The sequence below is a fragment of the Rosenbergiella nectarea genome, from assembly GCF_900111105.1.
In the GTDB taxonomy this organism is placed as follows: domain Bacteria; phylum Pseudomonadota; class Gammaproteobacteria; order Enterobacterales; family Enterobacteriaceae; genus Rosenbergiella; species Rosenbergiella nectarea.
Genome location: NZ_FOGC01000001.1, coordinates 374549 through 399945, shown reverse-complemented (window position 1 = coordinate 399945; position 25397 = coordinate 374549). Strand labels below are relative to the sequence as shown.

The 25397-nt window shown below is 48.7% G+C and carries 17 protein-coding genes and 1 pseudogene; 7 read left to right on the top strand and 11 right to left on the bottom strand.

Annotation, left to right across the window (positions count from 1 at the left end):
• Positions 1–2: 2 nt before the first annotated feature.
• The 4 genes and pseudogenes from BMX14_RS01905 to gabT all read right to left on the bottom strand — a co-directional run bounded on the left by BMX14_RS01905 (position 3) and on the right by gabT (position 5002).
• Entirely contained in the window at positions 3–1223 is a 1221-nt protein-coding gene (locus tag BMX14_RS01905; RefSeq protein ID WP_092671915.1) for an MFS transporter, read from the bottom strand.
• Between the two features lie 368 nt (positions 1224–1591).
• Positions 1592–1813 (bottom strand): annotated as a pseudogene (locus BMX14_RS16755) (RcnB family protein); the annotation flags it as partial.
• Between the two features lie 445 nt (positions 1814–2258).
• Positions 2259–3659, bottom strand: coding sequence for a GABA permease (gene gabP / locus BMX14_RS01895; protein WP_092671909.1), 1401 nt, complete (start codon positions 3657–3659; stop codon positions 2259–2261).
• An 86-nt stretch (positions 3660–3745) separates the two neighbouring features.
• A complete protein-coding gene (gene gabT / locus BMX14_RS01890) occupies positions 3746–5002 on the bottom strand; it encodes a 4-aminobutyrate--2-oxoglutarate transaminase (protein WP_092671906.1) in 1257 nt (418 codons plus the stop codon).
• Positions 5003–5100: 98 nt separating this feature from the next.
• Here gabT and pdxR point away from each other — a divergent pair, with 98 nt between their 5' ends.
• Positions 5101–6588 (top strand): MocR-like pyridoxine biosynthesis transcription factor PdxR, encoded by a 1488-nt coding sequence (pdxR, locus tag BMX14_RS01885; RefSeq protein WP_092671903.1) that lies wholly within the window; start codon positions 5101–5103, stop codon positions 6586–6588.
• Positions 6589–6632: 44 nt separating this feature from the next.
• Here the strand turns inward: pdxR and BMX14_RS01880 are convergent, their stop codons facing one another.
• The 3 genes from BMX14_RS01880 to BMX14_RS01870 form a co-directional block, all read right to left on the bottom strand.
• The gene (locus BMX14_RS01880; RefSeq protein WP_092671900.1) at positions 6633–8006 is read right to left on the bottom strand and encodes an aldehyde dehydrogenase family protein; all 1374 of its coding nucleotides are present in this window, start codon (positions 8004–8006) and stop codon (positions 6633–6635) included.
• Between the two features lie 119 nt (positions 8007–8125).
• Positions 8126–9436, bottom strand: coding sequence for an MFS transporter (locus BMX14_RS01875; RefSeq protein ID WP_092671897.1), 1311 nt, complete (start codon positions 9434–9436; stop codon positions 8126–8128).
• A gap of 87 nt (positions 9437–9523) precedes the next feature.
• Positions 9524–11554: a choline transporter gene (locus BMX14_RS01870; RefSeq protein WP_092671894.1), complete on the bottom strand. Its 2031-nt coding sequence runs from the start codon at positions 11552–11554 to the stop codon at positions 9524–9526.
• A gap of 200 nt (positions 11555–11754) precedes the next feature.
• Here BMX14_RS01870 and betI point away from each other — a divergent pair, with 200 nt between their 5' ends.
• The 6 genes from betI (at position 11755) to ddlA (ending at position 20028) form a co-directional block, all read left to right on the top strand.
• Positions 11755–12348 carry a transcriptional regulator BetI gene (gene betI, locus BMX14_RS01865; RefSeq protein WP_092671891.1) on the top strand — a complete coding sequence of 198 codons (594 nt, stop codon included), beginning with the start codon at positions 11755–11757 and terminating at the stop codon, positions 12346–12348.
• Between the two features lie 14 nt (positions 12349–12362).
• Complete coding sequence (gene betB, locus BMX14_RS01860) at positions 12363–13835, top strand: betaine-aldehyde dehydrogenase (protein WP_092671888.1); 1473 nt, start codon at positions 12363–12365, stop codon at positions 13833–13835.
• Between the two features lie 23 nt (positions 13836–13858).
• Positions 13859–15544, top strand: a complete 1686-nt coding sequence (gene betA / locus BMX14_RS01855; protein ID WP_092671885.1) for a choline dehydrogenase — start codon at positions 13859–13861, stop codon at positions 15542–15544.
• A 233-nt stretch (positions 15545–15777) separates the two neighbouring features.
• The gene (locus BMX14_RS01850) at positions 15778–18102 is read left to right on the top strand and encodes a catecholate siderophore receptor Fiu (protein WP_092671882.1); all 2325 of its coding nucleotides are present in this window, start codon (positions 15778–15780) and stop codon (positions 18100–18102) included.
• A 57-nt stretch (positions 18103–18159) separates the two neighbouring features.
• Positions 18160–18834 (top strand): Fe2+-dependent dioxygenase, encoded by a 675-nt coding sequence (locus BMX14_RS01845; RefSeq protein WP_092671879.1) that lies wholly within the window; start codon positions 18160–18162, stop codon positions 18832–18834.
• Between the two features lie 102 nt (positions 18835–18936).
• Positions 18937–20028, top strand: coding sequence for a D-alanine--D-alanine ligase (gene ddlA / locus BMX14_RS01840; protein ID WP_092671876.1), 1092 nt, complete (start codon positions 18937–18939; stop codon positions 20026–20028).
• Here ddlA and BMX14_RS01835 read toward each other — a convergent pair.
• From BMX14_RS01835 to BMX14_RS01820, 4 genes are all read right to left on the bottom strand, one after another.
• Complete coding sequence (locus BMX14_RS01835) at positions 20006–21493, bottom strand: GGDEF domain-containing protein (RefSeq protein WP_092671873.1); 1488 nt, start codon at positions 21491–21493, stop codon at positions 20006–20008. The two genes, ddlA and BMX14_RS01835, sit on opposite strands and share 23 nt — an antisense overlap.
• 77 nt (positions 21494–21570) lie before the next feature.
• Positions 21571–22380 (bottom strand): 5'-nucleotidase, lipoprotein e(P4) family, encoded by an 810-nt coding sequence (locus tag BMX14_RS01830; protein WP_092671870.1) that lies wholly within the window; start codon positions 22378–22380, stop codon positions 21571–21573.
• Between the two features lie 28 nt (positions 22381–22408).
• Positions 22409–23524: a 23S rRNA (guanine(1835)-N(2))-methyltransferase RlmG gene (gene rlmG / locus BMX14_RS01825; protein WP_092671867.1), complete on the bottom strand. Its 1116-nt coding sequence runs from the start codon at positions 23522–23524 to the stop codon at positions 22409–22411.
• A 90-nt stretch (positions 23525–23614) separates the two neighbouring features.
• Positions 23615–25303, bottom strand: coding sequence for a chloride channel protein (locus BMX14_RS01820; RefSeq protein WP_230527227.1), 1689 nt, complete (start codon positions 25301–25303; stop codon positions 23615–23617).
• Positions 25304–25397 lie beyond the last annotated feature (94 nt).

Below are 25397 nucleotides of genomic sequence, written 5' to 3'. Positions count from 1 at the left end.
ACTTACTGGCGCTCACCCCCTTCTGCGCCAGAAATTTTCATTCCTCGGGTTTCACGTCCAAACGCTGCCAAAATAAGAATCAGCACTGCAACCGTTCCGGCAACAATAGCCATTCCTATGCCATAATTGCCGCCATTTACCGCAGCAATCTTCGACTGTAGCGTGGCATTGACCGACGCAATTAAGTTACCTAACTGGTAAACGAATCCTGGAAGTACCGCGCGCGCATTAGCGGGAACCAATTCGGTTAGCCAGCTTGGGATTACGCCCCACGCACCTTGCACCATAAATTGCATCAGGAAGGCCCCAACACCAATCATGACCGAACCACTGGCGAACGCCCAGAGCGGCAGAACCGGTAAGGCGAGAAACGCGGCAATCATGATCGCTTTCTTACGACCAATTTTTTCTGATAACACACCAAAGAATACGCCGCCCAGCATCGCGGCAATATTGTAGCAAATCGCGATAATACTCACAGTGTGAGCATCAAACTGGTGCTGAACCTTCAAGAAGGTCGGATAGAGATCTTGTGTTCCATGGCTGAAGAAGTTGAAGCAAGCCATCAACACTACGAGATAGCCACATAACCGAAGATGACTTTTGATGATCGGCAGTAAGGCATGACTCTCTTTACGCGCTTTCGAGGCGAGCCAAACGGGGGACTCCGGGACTTTGAAATAGATAAAGGGTAATAATAGAACCGGCAGAGCACCAATCAAGAACATGCCACGCCAACCGACATGCTCATAAAACAGGCCGAAGATGATTGAGGCTAACAAGTAGCCGCAAGGATATCCCGCTTGAAAGATCCCCGACATCAGTCCGCGTGAGCGATCTGGAATGGTTTCCATCGCCAATGATGAGGCAACTCCCCAGATCCCACCCATCGCCACGCCGTACACAACACGTAGCGCTAAGAAAATAGTAAAGGTGGGAGACCACGCGGACAATAACTCAAACACCGAAAAAAGTGCGACGTTAAACATCAAGATAGGACGTCGACCATATTTCTCAGCGAGGCGGCCAAAAATCAGTGCGCCGACAGGACGAACGGCCAGCGTTAACATGATAGCAACTGAAATATCAGTGACTGATGTGTTGAAATAGCCTGCGAGATCACTTAGCACGAAAACTAAAATAAAAAAATCGAATGCATCGAGCATCCAACTTAAAAAACTTGCCGTCGCAACGTTACGCTGCGTTGATGTCCAACCAAACATAGTTCTATCCTAGCCAGTAAAAGAAAAAAATACCCCACCGCGACACGCGATACGGAGGGAAAACCTTATAATTTTGTTTACCCTTTATAGCATCTTTTACACCCAGAAAAAGCGCCTGCCACATCACAAAAAACTAAATGTAACAATAAACTAGCTGCTTTCAGCACATCAGAACTTGTCACTGTCGACATCAAAATCATTAGCATAATTATATTATTAGCGAAGCCTATGTCAGCGACATCATTGGATGTTTAACGAAGAAAGTCTTATATTCCCGTCGCTGAAAACCGAGAAGAGGAGGAAATAAGGGTGGAGTAAGGGGAGAGTATGTTTGATAAGGGGCATCATCATGGACACCCCTCGTAACCTTAACGGTAAATAATTTCGCCTGAGAACATACGCAGAATTTTACCTTCCGCATCGGTGATCAGCACGTAACTGCCGCCGAAGTAAGTCCAGTGGCTGCCAGCACTCGGTGCCGGGAGTTTACGCAACTGCCATTTACTGATGGTGTACTGCGCGGTGCGATACATAGCAGGAACCGTGTCGCCTGCTTGATATTGTTTGAAATCACCCGTAAAGCTGGCTAATTCTAGAGGGTCGTTAAATTTTTTCGCTTCAGGCTCGCTGGGTACTGCTGGGGCAGGTTGCTCGACCGCAGGTTGTTGTACGTCAGGTACGGTAGCGGGCTGATTAACGGTAGTTTCGCTGTCATCCGTATCATGATGATCAGCACAACTTACGGTTAAGAATGAAACGGTTAGCCCCACCACTAACGCCTTAGCAGTGGAAGATAATGAATTAAACATACTGACTCCTGATGACCTGAAAACCGTGCAACAACGGACGTGATAGCTAAGAGCACTATCATAGCATTAGTTAAGGATTTGACGATCAGTTATTGCTGAAAGTTCGTGCTCTACAGGAGGGGAAATAAGGTCGCTTTTAATAGAACGCTTCATGATAATCACTACTGATAATACCCATAAAAAAAGAGCGCAACCTACGCGCTCTTTTCCGTTAACCACGTTTAACCTAATTATTACGCGCAAGTACCGACGATGACATCTTACGTGTTTGGCGACGGTGAACGATACAGCCCGCAGCGACCACTAACAGCGTCAAGATACCGGTTGAGATAACCTCTGACTGGTGTCCCGGAATAAATAGCATGCTACCAAGAATACCGATAATCACTGCGATAATGGCATACGTCAGACCGGGGAAAAGCCACATCTTGTAATCCAATACGTTACCTTTTTGCTCACACCGCTTACGCATTACTAATTGTGAGAAGGCAATGACTAAGTAGACCAGTAGCGCTATTGCCCCGGAGCTGGCCAATAAGAAATCAAACACCGCCGCGGGGGCAAGATAGTTAGCGATAACCGCTAAGAAAGCCACTGCCGTTGAAAAGATCACCGCCATATAAGGGGTACCTTTAGTATTGGTTTTTGCAATGGCTACTGGCGCATCTTTACGCTTGGCTAGGGAGAATAACATCCGCGACGAGGTGTATAGCGCAGAGTTAAGACAACTACACACTGCCGTCAAGACGATCACATCAACAATTAAGCGAGCGTGCGGTATTCCCATCATCTCAAGAACGGTTTGATACGATCCGTTTGCGGCCAAACCTGGAGAGTTCCACGGTACTAACGCGACGATGAAGAAAATCGACAATAAATAGAATAATGCAATACGCCAAATGACCGAGTTGGTTGCGCGTGAGATTTCCTTACCGGGATTACGTGATTCTGCCGCCGCAATAGTGACAATTTCCGTACCCATGAAGGAGAACATGGTGGTCAATATGGCAGAGAGCACTGCGCCAATGCCATGAGGCATAAACCCACCACTATCGTAAAGGTGGCTTACGCCACTGACTTGGCTACTCGGTAACAGACCAAAGATTGCCGCCGCGCCTAAGACGAGGAAGGCAACAATCGCACAGACTTTGATTAGGGCTAACCAGAATTCGAATTCGCCGTAATTTTTAACACTGAATAAGTTGGTGACGGTCAAAATCAGGGTAATAAATAAGGTAAATTGCCAGATTGCGACGCTTGGGACCCACGCATTGAGAATGGTGGCCGCAGCATTGGCTTCTAATGGGATGACCAACACCCAGAACCACCAATAAAGCCAACCGATGGTGAAACCTGCCCAACGCCCTAACGCTTGTGAAGCATAGGTAGAAAACGAGCCAGAGTCCGGCGTATTTACCGCCATTTCTGCCAACATACGCATAATAAAGACGACCAGTGCGCCAGCCACTATATAGGCAAACAACACCGCAGGGCCTGCCGCCGCGATGGCATGTCCCGATCCGACAAATAATCCGGCGCCGATGACACCGCCGATGGATAACATACGAATATGACGGGACTTAAGTCCTTGAGAGAGCGTGTCGCGACTAGCTGGTAATTCATTCATACTTATTCCCCGAAACGGGATAGCACTAGGCTACCCCGTTACATACTGACTAATGTTCAAGGCTACCCTGTCGAGTGCCCGGTGAATTAAGTGGCATGCTGCGTTAGCGCTCCGCTTAAGATATCAATGCCTTTGCGGAATTGGTCAGATGGGATAGTTAACGGATAGAGAAAACGTATCACATTGCCTTTCTGACCACAGGTTAACAACAGTAAGCCTTGTGACATCGCGGTGTCCTGAATAGCCTTGGCTGTGTGTGCATCCTTAAGTTCTACCGCAATCATTGAGCCTAACCCTCTGACTTCCTCAATCGCCGAACACTGTTGGGATAATTGGGTCAGAGTCTCGACCAGTTCATTGCCCAAATTGTTCGCTTTTGCACAGAGATCTTCTTCTTCGATGATCTCAAGTACCGTGTTTGCCGCGGCGATTGCTAAGGGGTTCCCTGCATAGGTTCCGCCTAATCCACCTGGATTGGGTGCATCCATGATGTCCGCGCGACCACTCACCGCTGAGAGGGGGTAACCCCCTGCTAAACTCTTCGCCATGGTGATGAGATCAGCCTTGGCAGTGAAGTGTTCCATTGCAAAAAGCTTGCCAGTTCGTGCAAACCCGCTTTGAACCTCGTCCGCTATCAATAAAATACCGTGTTGGTCAGCGATATCACGCAGGGCTTGCATAAACTCTTGCGGCACCACGCGAAAGCCGCCCTCACCCTGAATTGGCTCGATGACCAGCGCCGCAACATTATGTGGCGCGATATCGCAGCTAAAAATATCGTGCAAACTTTCCAATGCTTGTTCAGTGCTCACCTTTTTCCCGTCAGGAAAGCGAGCATGGAACACAGACGGCACCATAGGACCAAAGTCCTGCTTATAAGGTGCAACCTTACCGGTCATTGCCATGGTCATCATGGTCCGGCCATGGAAAGAACCGGTAAAAGTGATCACCCCATGACGCCCGGTTGCACTGCGTGCAATTTTTACTGCGTTTTCTAGGGCTTCTGCACCCGTTGAGAAGAACGCGGTTTTTGCTGGCCCCTGCACAGGAACACGTTGGTTGATACGTTCGGCTAAAGTGATATAACTTTCGTAAGGAACGATCTGAAACGCAGTATGCGTAAATTTCTGAAGTTGTTCCGTGACGGCCTGCGTAATTTTAGGATGTCGATGACCGGTATTTAATACGGCGATCCCACCGGCGAAGTCGATGAACTCGCGACCGTCCGTGCTCCAAATTGTGGCATTCTCTGCACGATCGACGTACCACTCACACATTACTGCACTACCACGGGGCAAAGCCTGCGCTTTACGTTGATTGAGACTTTCATTAGTTGCGCTCATCTGTTCCTTCCACTCGCCATTAAAATAGTAGACTTGATTATTTATCCTTGATACAGATCGATAGCGAGAGCCATTTACTATTAAAAAGAAGGTACCAATTGCGATCCCTGTACGCCGATCACTTACTGGCAAGGTTACAGAAGACACCAAATGGAAGATTGCACCGACGCTTGTTACAGGTGTTGCAACAAGCGATTACGGAAGGAATTTTTCCGCCGGAAACACGCTTACCTGCTAGCCGGGACCTCGCCAAAGAGCTAAATGTCTCGAGAAATACCGTGCTCAATGCTTACGAATCGCTGTTGGCTGAAGGCTATGTAACCGCCCGGACCGGTAGTGGTACCTGGGTGGCGAAAATGCTGCCGGAATTCTCTCCTGAACCGGTGCAACCCCACTCACCGGAAAGTCAGCGGGCGCTACCCGCCCACAGTCTGTCTACTCGCGGTTCAGAACTACTCGGCTATGCGAACGCTTCGCCTTACCAATGGGGAGCTTTTGTACCCGGTGCCCCCGATGTCACCGCCTTTCCTCATCAGCTCTTGCGTAAGATCGAGAATCGGCTACAAAAAGCGCCGCAGATCGACCAGCTTATATACAGTAACGGTGGAGGCTGCCCGCATCTTCGCCAAGCATTAAGTGAATATCTACGGGTAACTCGCTCAGTAAAAGCCGAAGCGGAGCAGATCATCATTACTGAGGGCATTCATCAAACGGTCGATCTGATTTCTAGGGTTTTAGCGGATGTTAACGACCCGGTTTGGGTGGAAGATCCTGGGTACTGGGGCACCCGAAATATTCTTAGATGTAACGGTCTACAGCTGCATGCTCTCCCCGTCGACGCGGACGGAATGATCCCTGACACCCGTAATGCGCCCATTCCGAAAATGGTCTTTGTGACGCCTTCCCATCAATATCCACTCGGCGGACTGATGTCGTTGGCTCGACGCCAGCAACTACTCGATATGGCACGCCGTCAACGTTTTTGGATTATTGAGGATGATTACGATAGCGAGTTTCGTTTCTCCAATCCGCCACATCCTGCGCTGCAAGGGCTTGAGGACAATGCGCCTGTTCTCTATATGGGCACCTTTAGCAAAACGCTCTATCCTGCGTTACGAATGGGGTATCTGGTGGTGCCAAAAAGCTTAAGCCACCCTTTGCGGACAGCCGCTGCAGAGCTGTATCGTGGTGGTCACCTGATTAAGCAACGAGCAATCGCCGAATTTATTCGTGAGGGACATTTAGCCGCCCACATTCGTCGAATGCGGCTGCTCTATCATCAACGCCGGCAGTTCCTATTGGGATTGATCTCGCGCTACTTGGGTAAGGATTTTTTGCCGCGATATAGCCATGATGCGGGCCTGCACCTAGTTTTATCGTTACCTGATGGCTGTGACGACGTGGCTATCGCCAGTCGCGCCTTGCATAAGGGAGTGGTAGTTAGAGCATTGTCGCAATATTACTTTACGCCACAGCAGGAGAGAGGGCTTTTACTGGGCTATGCCTGTGTGGATGAGCCGACACTCTTTGCGGCCTTCACTGCGCTGCGCCAGTGTTTATGTCAGGAAGGAATGATTGAGCAGTAGCACACTAAGCCGGACAGTTTTAAACTCACTGTCCGGCGTCTTGATTAGCGGCGATCCACCCATACGGTCTGGATATTACAGAACTCGTGCAAACCAAAGTGGTTTAGTTCGCGTCCATAACCACTCTTTTTCACCCCGCCGATAGTAACTCTAGGGTCCGAGGCACCATAACCATTGACAAAGATCGCACCGGTTTCCAGATGGCGGGTCAGCATACCGGTAACCTCTGTGTCAGCTGACCACACCGTTGCCGCTAAGCCAAATTCACTGTTATTGGCCAACTCTAGCGCATGGTTTGCATCACGAGCCACCGTTAAGGTCGCAACCGGGCCGAAGACCTCTTCACGGAAAGCGGTCATAGTCTCCTTAACGTCGGTTAAAATGGTTGGCGCGTAGTAGTTCCCGTCACCCGCCACTTTTTCACCGCCACAGACTAGGCGTGCACCTTCTGCTAACGTTTTTTCAACCTGGTGGTGTAGCTCGTCTCGAAGATCGTAGCGTGCCATAGGTCCCAAATAGGTCGCGTCGAGCGTGGGATCACCCATCGATAAATCAGTAACTGCTTGGGTAAACTTTTGCTCAAATTGTTGAGCAATACTCTCTTCGATAATAAAGCGCTTCGCTGCCATACAGACTTGCCCTGTATTTTGGTAACGACCGATCACCGCAGCTTTCACCGCTTCATCAAGATCTGCGTCAGCTAAAACGATGAATGGATCTGAGCCACCCAATTCCAGTACCGTTTTCTTGAGCGCCGCCCCAGCTTGTGCTGCAATGGCTGACCCTGCACGGACGCTACCGGTTACCGCGACAGCAGCAATTCTTGAATCGGCAATCAGTGCAGAAACACCGTCGTTATCAATATTCACGACATCGAAAATGCCTGCCGGTGCATCGAGCTTATCGAAAATATCCTTCATTAAATAAGCGCAGCCCATCACATTCGGGGCGTGCTTCAGCAAATAGGTATTCCCTGCTAAGAGCATGCCTGCTGCACCACGCAGAATTTGCCAGTAAGGGAAGTTCCACGGCATTACTGCAAGGATTGTTCCGAGAGGTCTGAATTCCTGCCAAGCTTTTTTACCTTCAACTTGCGTAGGCTGCGGTGCTAACGCCGCGGGGCCGTGCTCGGCATACCATTCACAGACTTGCGCACATTTGTTCACCTCGGCACGGGATTGGGTGATAGGTTTCCCCATCTCACGCGTGGCCATCGCGGCCAGCTCTTCGTTACGTTCGCGCAGCGCTGCCGCCAGTTGTAAGAGTACGTTACGACGTTCCTCAAGCGAAACATTACGCCACGTTTTTTGGGCCTCCGCAGTGCGGCGAACAATCGCCTCACACTCGCTTTGGCTAATGAAAGGATATTCTTTGATCAGTTGACCATTGGCCGGATTACGAGAATGTGGATGTGACATGGCGACCTCATAACGAATTAATAAATGATGACGACAACATTACGTGGTTTCGACAACCAATAAAAATGAATAATTAAAACGAAGTTATTCTCTAAATAAGAATAACTCGTTATGGCGCATCACGACGGTGGTGTCGGGTTATCGTTCGACTCGATATTTTCGTCTTCGCCGGTATTAACCATCGTATTGACAATATCCGCTTCATCAATCACCGGGTTTAACGCCGCGGTTAATGGAGAACTCACCAAACCATCGGTAAGCGGAACGTGTGCAACGGCCTCTTCTTGTAGACGCTTAGGTACGGGTAAGGTTTTCCAGCTCAGTGCGAAAATCGTCCCACCGCAGAGTACAAAAAAGAGATAAAGCATATTCCCCCCAAAAGACTCCATCAGTACCCCGGTAAATAGGGGGCCAATACTGGCACCAATCCCGTAGGACATCAGTAGACAAGCTGTTAACGATACACGCCGCTCTGGGGTGATTCGGTCATTGGCAATGGCCACTGCCAAAGGATAGAGCGCGAACTGCACCATGCTGGCTAAAAAAGCGATCGCCATCAGTACCGTAAAAGAAATGTGCACGAGAAAAACCAGCGGTAACGAGGTCAAGACGTACAGCGATGAGGTCGCTAACAAGAGACGTTGTCGTTCATAACGGTCAGAAAGCCAACTTAGCGGAAACTGAGTGACCAATCCGGCAAAAATGGTTAAGGCCATAAATATGCCAACCTGCGAAGTATTCAACGACAAGGTACTGGCATACACGGGGGCCATCCCATAGAAGGCACCAATAATCATCCCCGTGACTAGGGTGATGCCCAATATACGCGGAATATTTTTAAAGAAGTAACCAAGCTCTAAAGGGGCCGGCGACATCGGCTGAACCTTGAGCCGCGTCGTCAAGGCGATCGGAACCAAACAGAGAGAGAAACAGAGTCCAACAATCAATAAGGGGAAAAGTTGATGACTGAAATGCAGCGTTAAAATTACTTGCCCTGCTGAGAGGCCTAAATAGGTGGCGACCATATAGAGACCAAAAATCACTCCTCGTTGTTGCGGTTCAGCCTGATCGTTTAACCAACTCTCCAGCACCATATACTGACACATCATGGCTAAACCGATAATAAAACGTAAAGCGATCCATACCGGAACCCAATCCGTCATACCATGGCCGATTACCGACGCGGTAATGATGCCAGCACAGGCAACGTAAGCACGAATATGACCGACACGGGCAATAAGGTTATGGCCGACTTTGCCACCAATCACCAACCCAATGTAGTTGGCCGCCGTGATGGCACCGATCATCGTCCCTGAGACGTGTTGCAGACTTAGGCGTAAAGACACCCAGGTTGTCAGTAACCCTGAACCGAGTAGCAGCAGAAGCGTTGCGAAATAGAGAGGCAGAAAGGTATTAACAATTTTGTGCATAGCCGTATTCCAAAGAGTGATTACGATGGTGCTGACACGGTTAAAAAATAATTAAGGGCTGGAGAGGCTCCAGCCCTAGTTGTGGCTTTACATATTAGGGAAGTTAATATGATTCCCAGGTGCTTCGCGATGAAGGTGAATAAAGTTCAGGTGTCTTTCATACTGGTCCAGCATGTCGATAATCACCTGCTCCTTACTGTAGCCAATTAAATCATTACCTTGGCTACCTTCGACCAAGAAGGTTTCTAAACGATAGTAGGTCGATTTACCGCTTCGTGCACGGTAGGTAAAGCCCGGTATCGCATATTTCTGTGGCCAAATTTCGTATAAGAAGTTCTGTTCCTCTCCGAGATTTACCATCAGAGAAAGATGGCCTAAGCCCCCTTCTTCTTCAGGTGGCAGGCGCTGCAATTCGACGTTCGCCCCTCTCACCTCCAGCTCTTTCGCAACATCTTGCATAGCCGGGTAGCATATCGTGTCCATCATCTGTTCCGTATAACGACTGCCTGGATAGGTCATTAATCGTGTCAGACGTTTCTTCCATGAAAGACGGTCGTTGGCATTCGCTAAATAAGGCGCAGTATCTCTGCTCGCGCTGGCGCGGCGGAAGTCTTCAACGCGTAATGATTTGAATAACCCTGCCATCACAAAGAATATGACGAAACTAAACGGCAGTCCCATGATCACCGTGGTATTTTGCAGGGCAGAAATACCGTTGGTCATCAACATCCCTAAGGTTAATACGCCGATAGTCACTGACCAGAAAATACGGACCCAGTTAGGTGAATCGGAGTTGATATCCTTTAAACGGGTGGTGAAGTTGCCTAACACTAACGAGCCAGAATCCGCAGAGGTCACGTAAAACAGTAAACCGGTAATCGTGGCGACTGAGGCACTAAAGGTAAAGCCAGGGTAGTGCGCTAACAGACTATAGAAACCGCGTTCTGGGTGCGCAAGGACCTCTTGAGCAAAGGCATGATCACCGTGGATAATTTCATAAAGAGAGGCATTACCAAATACCGATAACCACAATAATGTGAAGGTAAAGGGAATAATTAACGTACCCAATACGAATTCACGAATTGTCCGTCCACGGCTAATACGCGCCAAGAACAGTCCCACAAACGGTGACCAAGCCACCCACCATGCCCAGAAAAAGAGCGTCCAGTTGTTCATCCATTGCGTCGGACGGTCAAAGGCAAAGGTATCAAGCGCCATGCCCATAAAACGGTTAACGTAGTCACCGATGTTCAGCACAATAGCGTTGAGCAGGAAGCTGGTATCGCCGACGCATAAGACAAAAATGATCAGTCCCAGCGCGAGCAAGACATTAAGCTCAGAGAGCAGTCGAATCCCTTTATCCACCCCTGAGGTGACAGAGATGGTGGCAATCACCACGGATAGCACGATCAGCGCCGCTTTAGCGGCTAAGCTATCAGGGACGTGAAAGAGAACGTTTAAGCCATAGTTTAGCTGCACAACCCCAATCCCGAGGGTGGTGGCAATACCAAAAATTGTCCCGATAACCGCAGCAATATCGACGGTGTGACCAATCGCGCCGTTCACTCGTTTACCAAAAATCGGGTATAGCGCAGAACGGATAGTGAGCGGTAAATTGTAGCGATAGCTAAAATATCCCAACGCTATCCCCATCAAGGCATACATCGACCAGCCAGTAATACCGTAGTGGAACAGCGTCCAGACCATTGATTGACGCGCGGCTTCAATGGTTTCGCCCGCGCCTTGAGGTGGCTGCATATATTGTGTCACGGGCTCAGCCACGGAGAAGAACATTAAGTCGATGCCGATCCCTGCAGCAAAGAGCATCGCAGCCCAACTCGAGAGACTAAACTCAGGTTTCGATTGTTCAGGCCCCAGTTTAATTGAGCCATAACGGGAAGCGGCGATATACACGACAAAAACCATGTAAATCACTGCCGCCAGCATGTAGTACCAACCGAAAGTTGCTGATACCCAGTTCACTGTTTTCAATATCCAGGCCGCGGAGAGGTCACTATAGAGAATAGTGGTCAACGCAAATAATAAAATCAGTCCGGCTGATGTATAAAAAACAACCGGATTAATTTTATTATTTCCGGTAGCAGGTGGTGTTGTCATTCTTTACCTCAATCCTCTTTCCAAGGGTAAGTAAAATCATTAGGCCGATGCTTAACCGATTAAGTATTGCATCGATTAGCATTTTTGAAAGGCCCACTCCTTTTTTATCTCCCCCAGCATAACAATTTATTTTTTTATATTGAACAATCAATCAAAAAAAGTTTTAATAAAGGGGATTTGTTAATTCAGGAGTAACGGTGATGCCTAAAGTAGGTATGCAACCCATTCGGCAGCGACAATTGATTGATGCCACCCTTGCAACCATTAATGAAGTGGGGCTGCATTACGCCACGATTTCTCAGATTGCAAAACGGGCGGGCGTCTCAACCGGCATCATCAGTCACTATTTTGGTGATAAAAATGGGCTACTTGAAGCCACGATGCGCGATATTACGTCTAAACTACAACTAGCCATCTTGGGTAGGTTAAAAACATTATCCGATGCCTCGGCCGAAGAGCGACTCAGCGCCATCGTTGATGCGAACTTCGATGAAACGCAGGTCCATCCTGCCGTGGCTAAAGCTTGGTTAGATTTTTGGGCTAGTAGCCTGCACCAACCTGGATTGCACCGATTACAAAAGATTAGTAGCCGTCGGTTATTTTCAACGCTTACGGCTGAGTTTCATAAAGTTTTGGAAAAAGTGCCCGCGCGTGTTGCGGGCTATGGGTTAGCGGCACTGATTGACGGACTCTGGTTACGTGCGGCGCTCAGCGGAGACCCTTTTGATCCGCAAATGATTAAAACAATTACTCGACAATTTATTCGCCAACAATTGGCGAGTACTCACTCTTAAGACGGAGAACAACGATGTCCCGATTCGCTGAACAGTTACTGTATATCGATGGTGCCTACGTCCCAGCACAGAGCGGTTCCACGTTTGAGACGGTTAACCCTGCAAACGGTAATGTGTTAGCCAAGGTCCACGCTGCAGGCAAAGCCGATGTGGATAGAGCGGTGACCGCCGCGCGTAAAGGCCAAAAAATCTGGGCCGCTAAAACCGCAATGGAACGCTCTCGTATTCTACGTAAGGCTGTCGATATTCTACGTGAACGTAACGACGAACTGGCCGCGCTGGAGACCCTTGATACGGGTAAACCTTTTAGTGAGACCTCCGCGGTGGATATCGTCACCGGTGCCGATGTGTTGGAATACTACGCTGGGCTAATCCCTGCCATTGAGGGTCAACAAATTCCGCTGCGTGATACCTCATTTGTCTACACACGCCGCGAACCGCTAGGCGTGGTCGCCGGGATTGGTGCATGGAACTACCCTATACAGATCGCGTTATGGAAATCCGCCCCCGCGCTCGCCGCAGGGAATGCAATGATCTTCAAACCCAGTGAAGTCACGCCACTCACCGCTCTCAAACTGGCAGAAATCTACACCGAAGCCGGTGTACCAAACGGCGTGTTTAACGTCTTACCAGGCCTCGGTGCTGAAACCGGACAAGCCCTGACTGAACACCCGGGTATCGATAAAGTTTCCTTTACCGGTGGTGTGGTCAGCGGTCGTAAAGTGATGGCGAATGCAGCAGGATCAACGCTGAAAGATGTCACTATGGAACTGGGCGGTAAATCGCCGCTGATTATCTGTGACGATGCCGATCTCGACCTCGCCGCCGATATAGCCATGATGGCCAACTTCTATAGCTCAGGCCAAGTGTGTACCAACGGTACCCGTGTGTTTATTCCGGCGCAGCATAAAGCTGAGTTTGAACAAAAAATCTTAGCCCGTGTGAAAAATATCCGCGCAGGCGATCTTAACGACGCAGACACTAACTTCGGTCCTCTCGTAAGCTTTGCTCACCGCGATAACGTCATGCGCTTTATTGAATCAGGTATCAAAGGCGGGGCAACCCTTCTTGCCGGCGGTAAGCGTATGACAGGTGAAGCGTTCGATAACGGTGCTTGGGTCGAACCGACAGTCTTTACCGATTGCCGTGATGATATGGAGATCGTGCAAGAAGAGATCTTCGGACCGGTAATGTCCATTCTGAGCTACAACGACGAAGCAGAAGTCGTTCGTCGCGCAAATGATACGAATTTCGGCCTCGCAGCAGGGGTTGTTACCCAAGAACTGAATCGTGCACACCGCATTATTCACCAACTGGAAGCCGGAATTTGCTGGATTAATACTTGGGGTGAGTCGGCGGCAGAAATGCCTGTTGGCGGTTATAAGCACTCCGGCGTTGGCCGTGAGAATGGTTTAGTGACCTTAGAGCACTATACCCAAATCAAATCGGTACAAGTTGAACTGGAACGCTTCCAGTCAGTATTTTAATCCACAGAATTGAGGAATAAATAATGGAATACGATTATATCATTATTGGTGCAGGTTCTGCCGGTAACGTACTGGCGACGCGCCTAACTGAAGATAAAGACACGACGGTTCTCCTGCTCGAAGCAGGGGGTCCCGATTACCGCTTAGATTTCCGTACCCAAATGCCTGCGGCATTAGCCTTCCCTCTGCAAGGCCGCCGCTACAACTGGGCCTACGAAACTGAGCCAGAGCCTTACATGAATAACCGCCGCATGGAATGTGGTCGTGGTAAAGGCTTAGGGGGATCATCCCTGATCAACGGTATGTGTTACATCCGTGGTAATGCGATGGACCTCGATGGCTGGGCGAAACGTCCGGGCTTAGAGAACTGGAGCTATTTAGACTGCCTGCCTTACTATCGTAAAGCAGAGACTCGCGATATTGGTCCTAACGACTACCACGGTGGCGAAGGCCCAGTGAGTGTTGCTACGCCAAAAACAGGTAATAACCCGCTGTTTGCTGCCATGATTGAAGCAGGTGTCCAAGCGGGTTACCCGCGCACTGATGATCTTAACGGTTATCAGCAAGAAGGGTTCGGCCCAATGGATCGTACTGTTACCCCTAATGGGCGCCGAGCAAGTACGGGCAGAGGCTATCTTGACCAAGCGAAGAGTCGCAGTAACTTAACGATTGTTACCCATGCAACGACCGATAAAATTGTCTTTAACGGCAAGCGTGCGAGCGGTGTCGATTACCTCACTGGCGGCAGCAAAACGCCACAACATGCCGATGCGCGTCGTGAAGTATTACTCTGTGCTGGTGCGATTGCTTCGCCACAGATCCTACAACGCTCTGGAGTTGGGGCTGCTGAATTACTGAATAAATTTAATATCCCTGTGGTACACGACCTACCAGGTGTCGGCGAGAACCTAATGGACCACTTAGAGCTGTATTTACAGTATGAGTGTAAAGAGCCGGTGTCCCTGTACCCGGCACTGCAAATGCACAATCAGCCTAAGATCGGTGCCCAGTGGCTATTCCAAGGCAAAGGGATTGGTGCGAGTAACCAGTTCGAAGCGGGTGGGTTTATCCGTAGCCGCGAAGAGTTCGAGTGGCCAAATATTCAGTACCACTTCTTACCGGTTGCGATTAACTACAACGGGACGAATGCCGTCGACGAGCATGGCTTCCAATGCCATGTAGGGTCAATGCGCTCGCCAAGTCGTGGTCATGTTCGTATCAAGTCTAACGACCCTTACGAGCACCCAGCAATCCTGTTTAACTACATGTCTCATGATCAAGACTGGCAGGAATTCCGTGACTGTATTCGACTCACGCGTGAAATTATGAATCAACCCGCATTAGATAAGTACCGTGGCCGCGAAATCAGTCCGGGTCTGGACTGCCAAACCGATGAGCAGCTGGATGAGTTCGTTCGTAACCATGGTGAGACCGCTTATCACCCATGCGGGACCTGTAAAATGGGTACCGACCCAATGGCTGTGGTCGATAACGAAGGTCGTGTACACGGTATGCAAGGACTCCGCGTGGTGGATGCCTCGATTATGCCAGAGATCATCACCGGTAACTTGAACGCCACTACCATCATGATTGGTGAAAAAATCGCGGATATGATCCGTGGCAAAGCCGCCCTCCCACGCAGTAGCGCAAGTTACTATGTGGCAGGTGATGCGCCCGCTCGTAAAGAGCCAATGAGAAAATTAGTCTAATCTTCTCACTCGGTTTAAGGGCGATACTTACGGTATCGCCCTTTTTTTTATCTCAGATCCCCCCGCTGCGTCACGCTGAGACCCTCAGAAAAATTCATAATTAGAAATATTTCTTTATTAAAATCCAAAAATAGTCTGAAGAAATGCTTACAACTCTTTACCTTTTAGCAAAATATATGAATAATGAGAACGCTCCTGATAACCATTCTCATTGGTATTTACAAGGTAACCTCATGAAAAAAAATAAAAATATCGCGCCTTCTTTTATAGAATTAACCAAATTGGGCGTCTTTGCAGGATTATGTGTCGGCTTAAGTGCGCCGACCTTGGCTGACACAGTAAGCAACACCTCTAAACAAATTAATAAGTCTAGTGATAGTCAAAACAGTGATGACTCCCTGATCATTAAGGCGACGCTTCCTTCACTGTATGTCCCGAAATCGTTATCGGACCCTAAATTTACGCGCCCTCTTGCTGATACCACTCGTACTGTGACAGTGGTACCTGAAAAAGTTATTCAAGAACAACATGCAACGACCCTTACCGACGCAATGAAAAATATTGCCGGCGCAGGCGCGTTTTTCGCTGGGGAAAATGGTAGTTCAACAACCGGCGATGCAATTTATATGCGTGGCGTCGATACCTCGAATAGCATCTACGTGGATGGTATTCGCGATATTGCTGCGGTAAGCCGTGATACGTTTAATATCAGCAGCGTAGAAGTCCTCAAAGGGCCTTCCGGTTCAGACTACGGTCGTAGCGCCCCATCAGGCTCGATCAATATGGTGACGAAGAAGCCCGAGTTATCGACCAACGTCGATGGCTCATTAAGTTACGGCAGTGCCTCCAATCGCCGCGCAACCGTCGATTACAATCAAATGATCAACGATAATGCCGCTTTTAGAATCAATATGATGGGCGATAATGGTCACGATAAAACCCGTGATAAAGTCAGTCACGAAAAGTATGGTTTCGCGCCTTCTATCGCCTTCGGTTTAGAGACTGACACTCGCCTATATCTCGATTATGTCCATGTCCACCAGAACAATACGCCGGATGGCGGTATTCCGACAATAGGGCTACCGGGCTACAGCGCGCCAAAAGGCTATTCAGCGCTCAACAGCGCCGGAAAAGTCAATCGCCATAACTTCTACGGCACCGACTCGGACTACGATAAATCCAGTACAGATAGCGCGACAATGCGTTTCGAGCATGATTTCTCTGATGTGACGACCATAAGGAATACCACTCGCTGGGCAAAAACCAGCCAAAAATACCTGATGACAGCCGTGATGGGTGGTGCGTCAAATATCCAAACTCACAATTCCAGTAATATCGATGATTGGACCTGGAGTCGTTTGGCGAATACCCGTGACTCAGTGAATAAAATCCTGACCAACCAGACAAACTTAACCACCAAGTTCAGTACAGGAAGTGTTAAGCACGACGTGAGTACCGGGGTTGAATTGACTCATGAGAGCCAAACCATCCGCGGGCTGAATGCTATCTCGCCACCGGCCGTCAATATCTATCATCCCGATAGTTCGATCTCGGTGGGTGGCCTGTCTCGCAATGGCGCCGATGCCCATGGCACCACTGACACTTTCGGGATTTACGCGTTCGATACACTACAACTGACTGATAAATTCGAAATTAACGGCGGCGCTCGTCTAGACAGCTATCAGACTGATTATAAGTCAGCAACCGCTTGCGGTGGCTCAGGCCGTGGTGCCGTCGCTTGTAGTGCCGGCGTGGCAAAAGGTACACCGGTGAGAACCGTGGATACGAGTAAAAGCGGAAACCTGTTTAACTGGAAAGCGGGAGCCTTGTATCACCTGACCGAGCAAGGTAACGTTTATGCCAACTACGGTGTGTCGCAACAACCGCCAGGAGGAAATAACTTCCAGCTAACGGCTAGCTCCACCACCTCCAAAAATGCCAACAGCACAGACTTCCAACCACAAAAAGCCGCTACTGCTGAAGTCGGTACTAAGTGGAACTTAATGGACAGTCGTTTACTTCTGACTGCAGCCCTATTCCGCACGGATATCAAAAACGAAGTTGAGCAAGATGCGAGCACTAAAGACTATTCGCAAGTGGGACGTAAACGTGTCGAAGGCTACGAGCTGACGATCAGTGGGGATATTACGGACAACTGGCATGCCTTAGCAGGTTATACCTTACAGAACGCGAAAGTTTCTGAAGGTAAAGCGGTCAATAACGATGGGTCTAAATACCTCAGTTATACGCCTCGCCATGCCTTCACTGCTTGGACGACCTATCAAATTACGCCTGATTGGGTAGCGGGGGCAGGTGCCCGTTATGTGGGCAGTATGCATCGCGGTACAGACGGCGCGGTTGGGACGCCAAATACCATCGATAACTACTGGGTTGCCGATGCGATGACGGGGTATCAAGTTAATCGCAACCTCGACCTGCAGTTAAATGTGTATAATTTGTTTGATAAGCACTATGTGCAATCTATCAACAAAAGTGGCTATCGTTATCACCCCGGCGCAGAACGCAGCTGGATGCTAACGGCGAACGTGCACTTTTAATTCTCACCCTATGCTGTGGCAAATTGCCACAGCATCTTGTTATTGAGTCCGCAGTCTATGATGCATCATATTAAAGGCGTACTAAATGCCGAGCAGCTATCTATCCTCACCGAACACCTCGCGCAAGCGGAATGGGTTGATGGACGAGTGACGACCGGCCAACAAGGCGCGACAGTCAAAAGCAATGAGCAAGTGAACACCCACTCAGCGCTGTATGCTGAACTCCAGCAGTTCGTGTTACAGGCGATTAATCAACATCCGCAATTTTTTAGCACCACACTCCCCGTCAATATCTCCTCTCCTCTCTTTAACCGCTACCAAGGCGGCGGAGCCTATGGTTTTCATGTTGACGGTGCAGTGCGGCGTGAAGAAAACCTCTGGCTACGTACCGATATCTCTGCCACGCTTTTCCTTAATGATCCCGAAAGCTATCAAGGCGGCGAGCTGGTTATTCAAGATACCTTTGGACAACATAAGGTTAAGCTTCCGGCTGGCGACATGGTGATCTATCCATCCAGCAGCTTGCACTGCGTGACGCCGGTCATTGCCGGACAGCGTGTTGCTTCTTTTATGTGGATACAATCGATGGTGCGTGACGAGAAAAAGCGCGCGATGCTGGGGCAGCTCGACAGTGATATCCAACAGCTGGCAGGGCTTGAGGGTGGCAGTGAAACGCGAATGAATTTATTAAACCTGTACCACAACCTGTTACGCGAATGGAGCGAAATTTAGGCGGTAGACATTACCCCCTCTTATCGCTAATACCGAGCATTGTCACTCTCACCTCGACCTGTTATGTTGTCATCATACAGTTAAGTTACGGATAAAGAGTTTATGAAACAGCGGGTCGGTATCATTTTTGGCGGGAAATCAGCAGAACATCAGGTTTCGTTACAATCAGCACGGAATATTTTAGAAGCGATTGATAAAACAAAATTTGATGTTGTTCTGTTGGGGATAACGAAGCAAGGACAATGGTGCAGCTATCATGTTGATCATTTCCTTGAGAATCCGACCGATCCTAAACATATTGGACTTGCTCAGGCCGAAGGGACACTGCAACTGCAACCCGGCCAACGGCAAGCGATTAGCTCTTCCTCTGCGATCGACCTTTCTCAGATCGATATCATTTTCCCTATCGTTCACGGCACGTTGGGCGAAGATGGTACGCTACAAGGCCTATTACGTATCCTGAATTTGCCATTTGTCGGGTCTGACGTACTAGGCTCAGCGATTAGTATGGATAAAGATGTCACTAAGCGTCTGTTACGCGATGCCGGATTAACTATCGCACCTTTCATTACCCTAACGCCTAGCAATGTTGAGAAGACCCATCTTGATGAGGTCGTGTCACAACTAGGCTTACCGTTATTCGTTAAACCTGCTAACCAAGGCTCGTCAGTGGGTGTCAGCAAAGTCGAAACACTCGCTCAGTTAGGCCCAGCTATCCAAGAGGCGTTTCGTTTCGATCGCAAAGTCTTGGTGGAAACGGCAATTAAGGGTCGCGAAGTCGAATGTGCGGTGTTGGGTAATGAGCAGCCGAAAGCGAGTCGCTGTGGAGAGATCGTTCTTTCCGATCAATTCTATTCTTACGAGACCAAATATATCAACGAGCAAGGCGCTCAAGTGAAGGTCCCTGCTGATATCGATGAAGCGACTGAGAATAAAATTAGAGACATTGCACTCAAGGCTTACCAAGCCGTCGAATGCTTCGGCCTCGCACGGGTTGACGTATTCCTCACCCCAAGCAATGAGGTGATTATCAATGAGATCAATACATTACCTGGGTTCACCAATATCAGCATGTATCCGAAATTGTGGCAGGCGAGTGGCTTAAGCTACCAAGATTTGATCACTACATTGCTTGAACTGGCGGTCGAACGCCATCAGCAACAAAACAAAATCATGTCGGCGTTCGATCACTAAACGCCGGACTACCCTCGGACCAATCGGGGGTAGTCAGATTTCGTCCTTCGGCTTTAGAGAGATAGAGTCGTGAGTCGGCTTTACTCACTAACCGCGTAATTAACTGCGTCCACTCTTCATTGTTATTTGCACTTCCTACTTCCAGCCCCAAGCTTATCGTGATTGAAAGTGAGCGATCAGTTAAAGAGAAATCATGTCGTGCAACCCGCAAGCGTAGCGCTTCTGCTTGTTGATAGAGCTGCTCAGCGGAGATATCTCGTGCAATCAGCGCAAACTCTTCTCCGCCAAAGCGAGAAATATAAAACTGCTCTTTATAATCACGTCGCAGAATGTAGCCTAATTCGCTCAGTACAGAATCTCCCGCCTGATGCCCAAAATTATCGTTGATCGCTTTAAAGAAATCGATATCGAATAAAATCAAACCTACCGTCTGCCCCGCGGATAGCGGGATCTCACCTAACTTTTCAAATAGTCCTGCACGAGACAACAGTTGAGTTAGAAAGTCGGTATTTGCTCGGATCTCCAAGCGCCTATTCAACGTTTTCACAGCATCGATAGTCACTGACACCATAAAGGGCGTCAGTACCATGGCAGCAACACCCAGTCGGATTGAGACAAGGGTCATAATTTCGAGCGGGCTGTCGACCAAATGCTCCCCGATTAAATTCTCATAAACCATCATAATCTCTAAAATACCGACCAAGAAAGTCACCAGTGCCGAGACAAACACAGGCAGCACTAACGCACACCAAATCAGTACCGGTAGAGGAAAGACGATACTGCCAGGCCCACTGATCAAAGCGGCGCCAAGGGAGAGGATAGGCACTGATAACACCGCTAATACAGAAGTTCGCTGCCAGATAAACTTTTGGGAACGTTTAAAACTCAAAATAAGTGGGAGGATCATTAATCCAGTCGAGAATTGCTCACTTACCCACAAGGCAATATTCAATAAATTATCAGTGAGGCTTCCACCTCCGGCACTGACGATCCCTCCCCATGTCCCCGCGAGTAAGGATGCCGTGAGACAGACTGGAAATAAAATGAGGACTTGTTTAGGCGTAAGCTGATCAGTATGGCTTCTCCACAAGCTTCTTAACCCTAATGCCACGACAGCGATAAAGATGATGTTCGCCAAATTTATTAAAATTACGGAGGATAACCCTCCTGAAAAAAGATAATCATTGAGAAACATTGCTAACGCACAAGCCAAATAGTTAATGGGCCTGTGGGTTGAGGGATAGCGCACAAAGATGCCCGCTACAACGGCATTGACTATCCAGAACATCGAGAGCACAAGGGGTAAACGGAGATGACTACTGACATAGCAAAGAAAGAAGGTAAGAAAAAACAAGGCAATGGTGCCAGCAATACAACGAAATTTTTTGAGAAAGGCCATCTTTTCCATATGAGTCAATGCGCAGCGCATGTCCTTTTTAAGCGGATAAGGTCGGGCTATCAACATCCCTATAGCCCGAATGGCTGCTATTTAACCATAAATTTTATGAATGGATAACAAAAACTGTGCCGAATAAAAAGGCGTTATGGCATTTTTCTCCAAACCCGCAATGCTTGTTCCCTGACTTGAAGCTTGGCTGAAGGACTCATTTTAGTGTAATTCTGGCTTAACCCCGACTCCCAGTCGCCATAGCTTGGATTGGGTAATAGGAAAAACTCGGTACCAAATTTCTCGCGATGTTGTGCCACAAATTCACGGCGCTGAACATTATCTTTATGCCAGGTTGCTTGGCCGAAGTCATTTAGGTTATCCCCAACATAAACCACAACTTGATAGCCTCTCGCACCGATACTATCGAATCGCGCTTGTTTATTACTGCTAGAAGTATTCAGTAATAGGGTTTCCGCCGAGACGCTGGGGAAACCGAGCGTGCGAAGGTTATCTGCTGTTACCTGACGATCTTGTTCAGCGCGGTTTGAGACATAGAAAATCGTCCCGCCGTGGCTATCGATATAGCGTGCAAAATCTACTGCGCCAGGAATAGCAAGCGCTTGCTTGGCATGCGTCCACTGTGACCACGTGGCATCCGTAAAAGGCACTTGCTGTTGTGCCGCCCAGGCTTGGTAGGCACTATTGTCAATCATCGTTTCATCAAGATCGACAATCACCGCCGGAGAATGCACGCCCTTCGAGGCGGCTTGTTGAAAGGCCGACGTTGCGAATTTAAAGGTTTGTAGCGCGATCGCTTGGTATTCGCCTGATTGCTGCATCCAGTTAACTGCCATGGTGGATTGATCCGCCAAACGTTGATCGGCTTGTTTGTCCTGTGAGGTACAAGCACTGACTGCACTGATCAAGGTGACGCAGAACATAAACTTCATCGCATTCGTCATGGCAATTACCTAATTATCGTAAGGAAGATTAGAGTTTTACTGAACGTAAAACAACAAAGCGCGCATCGGAAGCGATTAATTGGCAATTACCGAATAATTTTTTTAATTTTCGATGGTAATCGAGATGGCGATTTCCTATTACGCGCAGTTCACCGCCATAGCCGAGACATCTTTTTGCATCTCTAAACATCTGCCATGCAATGTGATCGGTAATCGCGCTCTGCTGATGGAACGGAGGATTACAGAGGACTGCTTGTAAGCTGCCACCGGTAAAGCCGCTTAAACTATTATTTACCGTATACTCACAACGAGAGCGTTCATCAGGTAAATTTTTCTCAACATTGAGCTGACTTGACGCAACCGCCATCCACGATTCATCTACAAAATGCACCTTCGCTTCCGGGTTTTGTTCCAGTGCTAATAGCCCAACCACCCCATTGCCACAGCCCAGATCGACAATAGTACCTTCGAGTTGCGAAGGTAAATGTTGTAAAAAGAGTCGAGCACCAATATCGAGGGATTGCCGCGCAAAAACATTGGCGTGGTTATGTAAAGTATAAGGCGTGCCATCTAACGGCCAACTTAATATCCCACTGTTGGCAGCCGGTTGCTCAGCGGTCAGTTTGGCAAAAACGAGACGTGATTTTTTCCAAGCGAGCGAAGTCTGTGTCTCACCCAGCCATTTTTCAAAAAGCTCAAGGGTAGAACGGTGAATATCTTTCGCTTTAGCGGCAGCAATGATAATAGTCTCCGCTGTAACGGCCTGGCGTAGCGCTTGCAGTTGATGCTCAAGCAACGCTAAGGTTTTCGGAATTTTAATCACTACCGCCGCCATCCCTTCAGGTAACGCGGCGAGGCTATCTAAAAATCTCACGTTACTTACGGACAGTTCGTTGGTCGTAAGATTGTGCAACGTGGCTTGCTGACTGATAAACGAATCACTAACTTGCCACACTTCGCGAGGTTGAAGTCCACAGGTTAACGCCCCGAAATTATCATTCAATACGAGGACAGGGCCGTCTGGTAATGGCTGCTGGAGTAAATATTCGTCTGCAGAATCCCACGCTTGTAGATTGGGATCAGCCGCGTTGGTTGGGAATCGGTTAAGGGTAAGCGATTGCCCACTTACTTGCAGTTCATTCATCAAGGCCTTCTCTGTCTATTCGGATAATCATTAACGTGGCGAAGTATACGCAGTTTCTGTGTTAAACCCAACAATGCTCAGTGCTTAGTCCTACAAGAAACTTTCCGCCTGCTGGATCAAACTTGTTTTCGTTAGGGCCCCGACGAATTGCCGCTGCTGAGGATTATTTAACACTGGCAGTCTTTCGAGGGTGACTTGGCTAAAGGCCTCCCACCCCTGCTTTAAGGTTTGATCTTGAAAAACGTGGGGGAAATCGGTTTCCATCACCTGTTCGACAGGAGAATTTAAGGTGATGTCCTCGGCTAATACCTTTTCAACGATTTTGTGGATAGAAACTACTCCTAAAAAACGTTGTTTATCATCAATGATATACACATAGCGCTCGCGTTTATGCCCACTGGCATTGAGCGCTTGGTGCACCGAATCTTTAGGCGAAAGACAGGCACCAGGGATAATCACTTCGCTGATCCGGGTTTGGTCGAAAGTAAATTTCGCATTCGCTCGTGACAAGTGCGTGCCAATTAAAGGATAAGTGGTCGGAGAGTGGCATTGATACGTCACCATCGTCGCCACGACACAGGCAATCATTAAGGGAAATAACAAGCTACTATTAAGTGTCATTTCCATCACCATGAGAATCGCCATCAAGGGTGCTTGTGAAATTGCTGACAGCACGGCCGCCATACCGATTGCCGCGAATAGCCAAGGGCTGGCGTGGGTAATGCCCAGTTGCTGGCTGATAATGCCGCACATTCCACCTAATGTTGCACCAATCATCAACGCGGGGGTAAACATGCCGCCAACCGCGCCGGAGCCTACGGAACAGCTTGTGGCGATAACTTTGAGACCCAGCAAGGTGAGCAGCATCGGCAGTAGATAATGGCCAGCAAAGAGGTTAACAATCACCTCGTTGCCATTACCTAATATTGCTGGGGTAATAATCGCTAGACTGCCCACTGCGGCCCCGCCGCAGGCTAAGCGGACAGGGAGTGAAGGGATACGGTTAAATAATTGACGGCTTTTCTGCGTGAGGCTAATAAAACCAAAGCCGATCAACCCACTGAATACCGCCAGAATAACGGTAATGATCAACGGGCCGGTCTGTATCGAGAAATGCACGTCCATCAATGGATATAATGGTGAACGAAAACCTATTACCCACATGGTGAGAACCGCTGTTACAGCAGACAACATTATGGGAATAGTCCGTTGTAATGCAGAAATCCCAAAGGCGATCTCCGCCACAAAAATCGTCGACGCTAACGGAGCATGATAGACCGAGGCTAATCCCGCGGCAGCGGCCATAGCCACCATATCGGTATTTGCTAAGGCAAACTTCTTAGGCACAAAACGGGCTAACCAGCTACCGCAGAGTGCTGCCAGCTGTACCATGGGACCTTCTTTACCGATCGACGCCCCACTGCTGATACTGATCATCGAGGAGCAAGCCCGGAGTACGGAGGAACCCGTGGGGACCGCATTGAGCCGTGCATTGATCACATCAAGGTAATCGGATTTGATCGCGGTTTGTTTTTCGAACTTAACGGCAAAATGCAGTAATCCCCCCGCAATCGCCCCGCCGATCCCGACAATCAACGGCCAGCAATACCATGGCCATACTTGCATCGCTTGAGTGATGTCATCGCTACGCCCAAAAACGGCGAGGTTAAATAGCGCAATCAGCATACGAAAAAGGAGTGTGACGCCGGCGCCAACAATTCCCACTGGAATGGCTAGAAATAACCCATGCCAACTTAGCGAACTATTCTGTATTTTCACCTACCCCTCCCCGCGTCTATTGGCAGTGTAAAGGCTGTTGCTCTGTACAACAATCGTTATTGAGTCAGCACATCATCTCATCAGATAAAGTAAA

Excerpts from the sequence above, each read along its gene's own strand:
- betI (WP_092671891.1), top strand. The coding sequence starts at position 11,755 with ATGCCTAAAGTAGGTATGCAACCCATTCGGCAGCGACAATTGATTGAT.
- BMX14_RS01850 (WP_092671882.1), top strand. The coding sequence starts at position 15,778 with ATGAAAAAAAATAAAAATATCGCGCCTTCTTTTATAGAATTAACCAAA.
- BMX14_RS01830 (WP_092671870.1), bottom strand. The coding sequence starts at position 22,380 with ATGACGAATGCGATGAAGTTTATGTTCTGCGTCACCTTGATCAGTGCA.
- BMX14_RS01880 (WP_092671900.1), bottom strand. The coding sequence starts at position 8,006 with ATGTCACATCCACATTCTCGTAATCCGGCCAATGGTCAACTGATCAAA.
- BMX14_RS01845 (WP_092671879.1), top strand. The coding sequence starts at position 18,160 with ATGATGCATCATATTAAAGGCGTACTAAATGCCGAGCAGCTATCTATC.
- gabP (WP_092671909.1), bottom strand. The coding sequence starts at position 3,659 with ATGAATGAATTACCAGCTAGTCGCGACACGCTCTCTCAAGGACTTAAG.
- ddlA (WP_092671876.1), top strand. The coding sequence starts at position 18,937 with ATGAAACAGCGGGTCGGTATCATTTTTGGCGGGAAATCAGCAGAACAT.
- BMX14_RS01870 (WP_092671894.1), bottom strand. The coding sequence starts at position 11,554 with ATGACAACACCACCTGCTACCGGAAATAATAAAATTAATCCGGTTGTT.
- BMX14_RS01835 (WP_092671873.1), bottom strand. The coding sequence starts at position 21,493 with ATGTTGATAGCCCGACCTTATCCGCTTAAAAAGGACATGCGCTGCGCA.
- BMX14_RS01905 (WP_092671915.1), bottom strand. The coding sequence starts at position 1,223 with ATGTTTGGTTGGACATCAACGCAGCGTAACGTTGCGACGGCAAGTTTT.
- rlmG (WP_092671867.1), bottom strand. The coding sequence starts at position 23,524 with ATGAATGAACTGCAAGTAAGTGGGCAATCGCTTACCCTTAACCGATTC.
- gabT (WP_092671906.1), bottom strand. The coding sequence starts at position 5,002 with ATGAGCGCAACTAATGAAAGTCTCAATCAACGTAAAGCGCAGGCTTTG.
- betB (WP_092671888.1), top strand. The coding sequence starts at position 12,363 with ATGTCCCGATTCGCTGAACAGTTACTGTATATCGATGGTGCCTACGTC.
- betA (WP_092671885.1), top strand. The coding sequence starts at position 13,859 with ATGGAATACGATTATATCATTATTGGTGCAGGTTCTGCCGGTAACGTA.
- BMX14_RS01875 (WP_092671897.1), bottom strand. The coding sequence starts at position 9,436 with ATGCACAAAATTGTTAATACCTTTCTGCCTCTCTATTTCGCAACGCTT.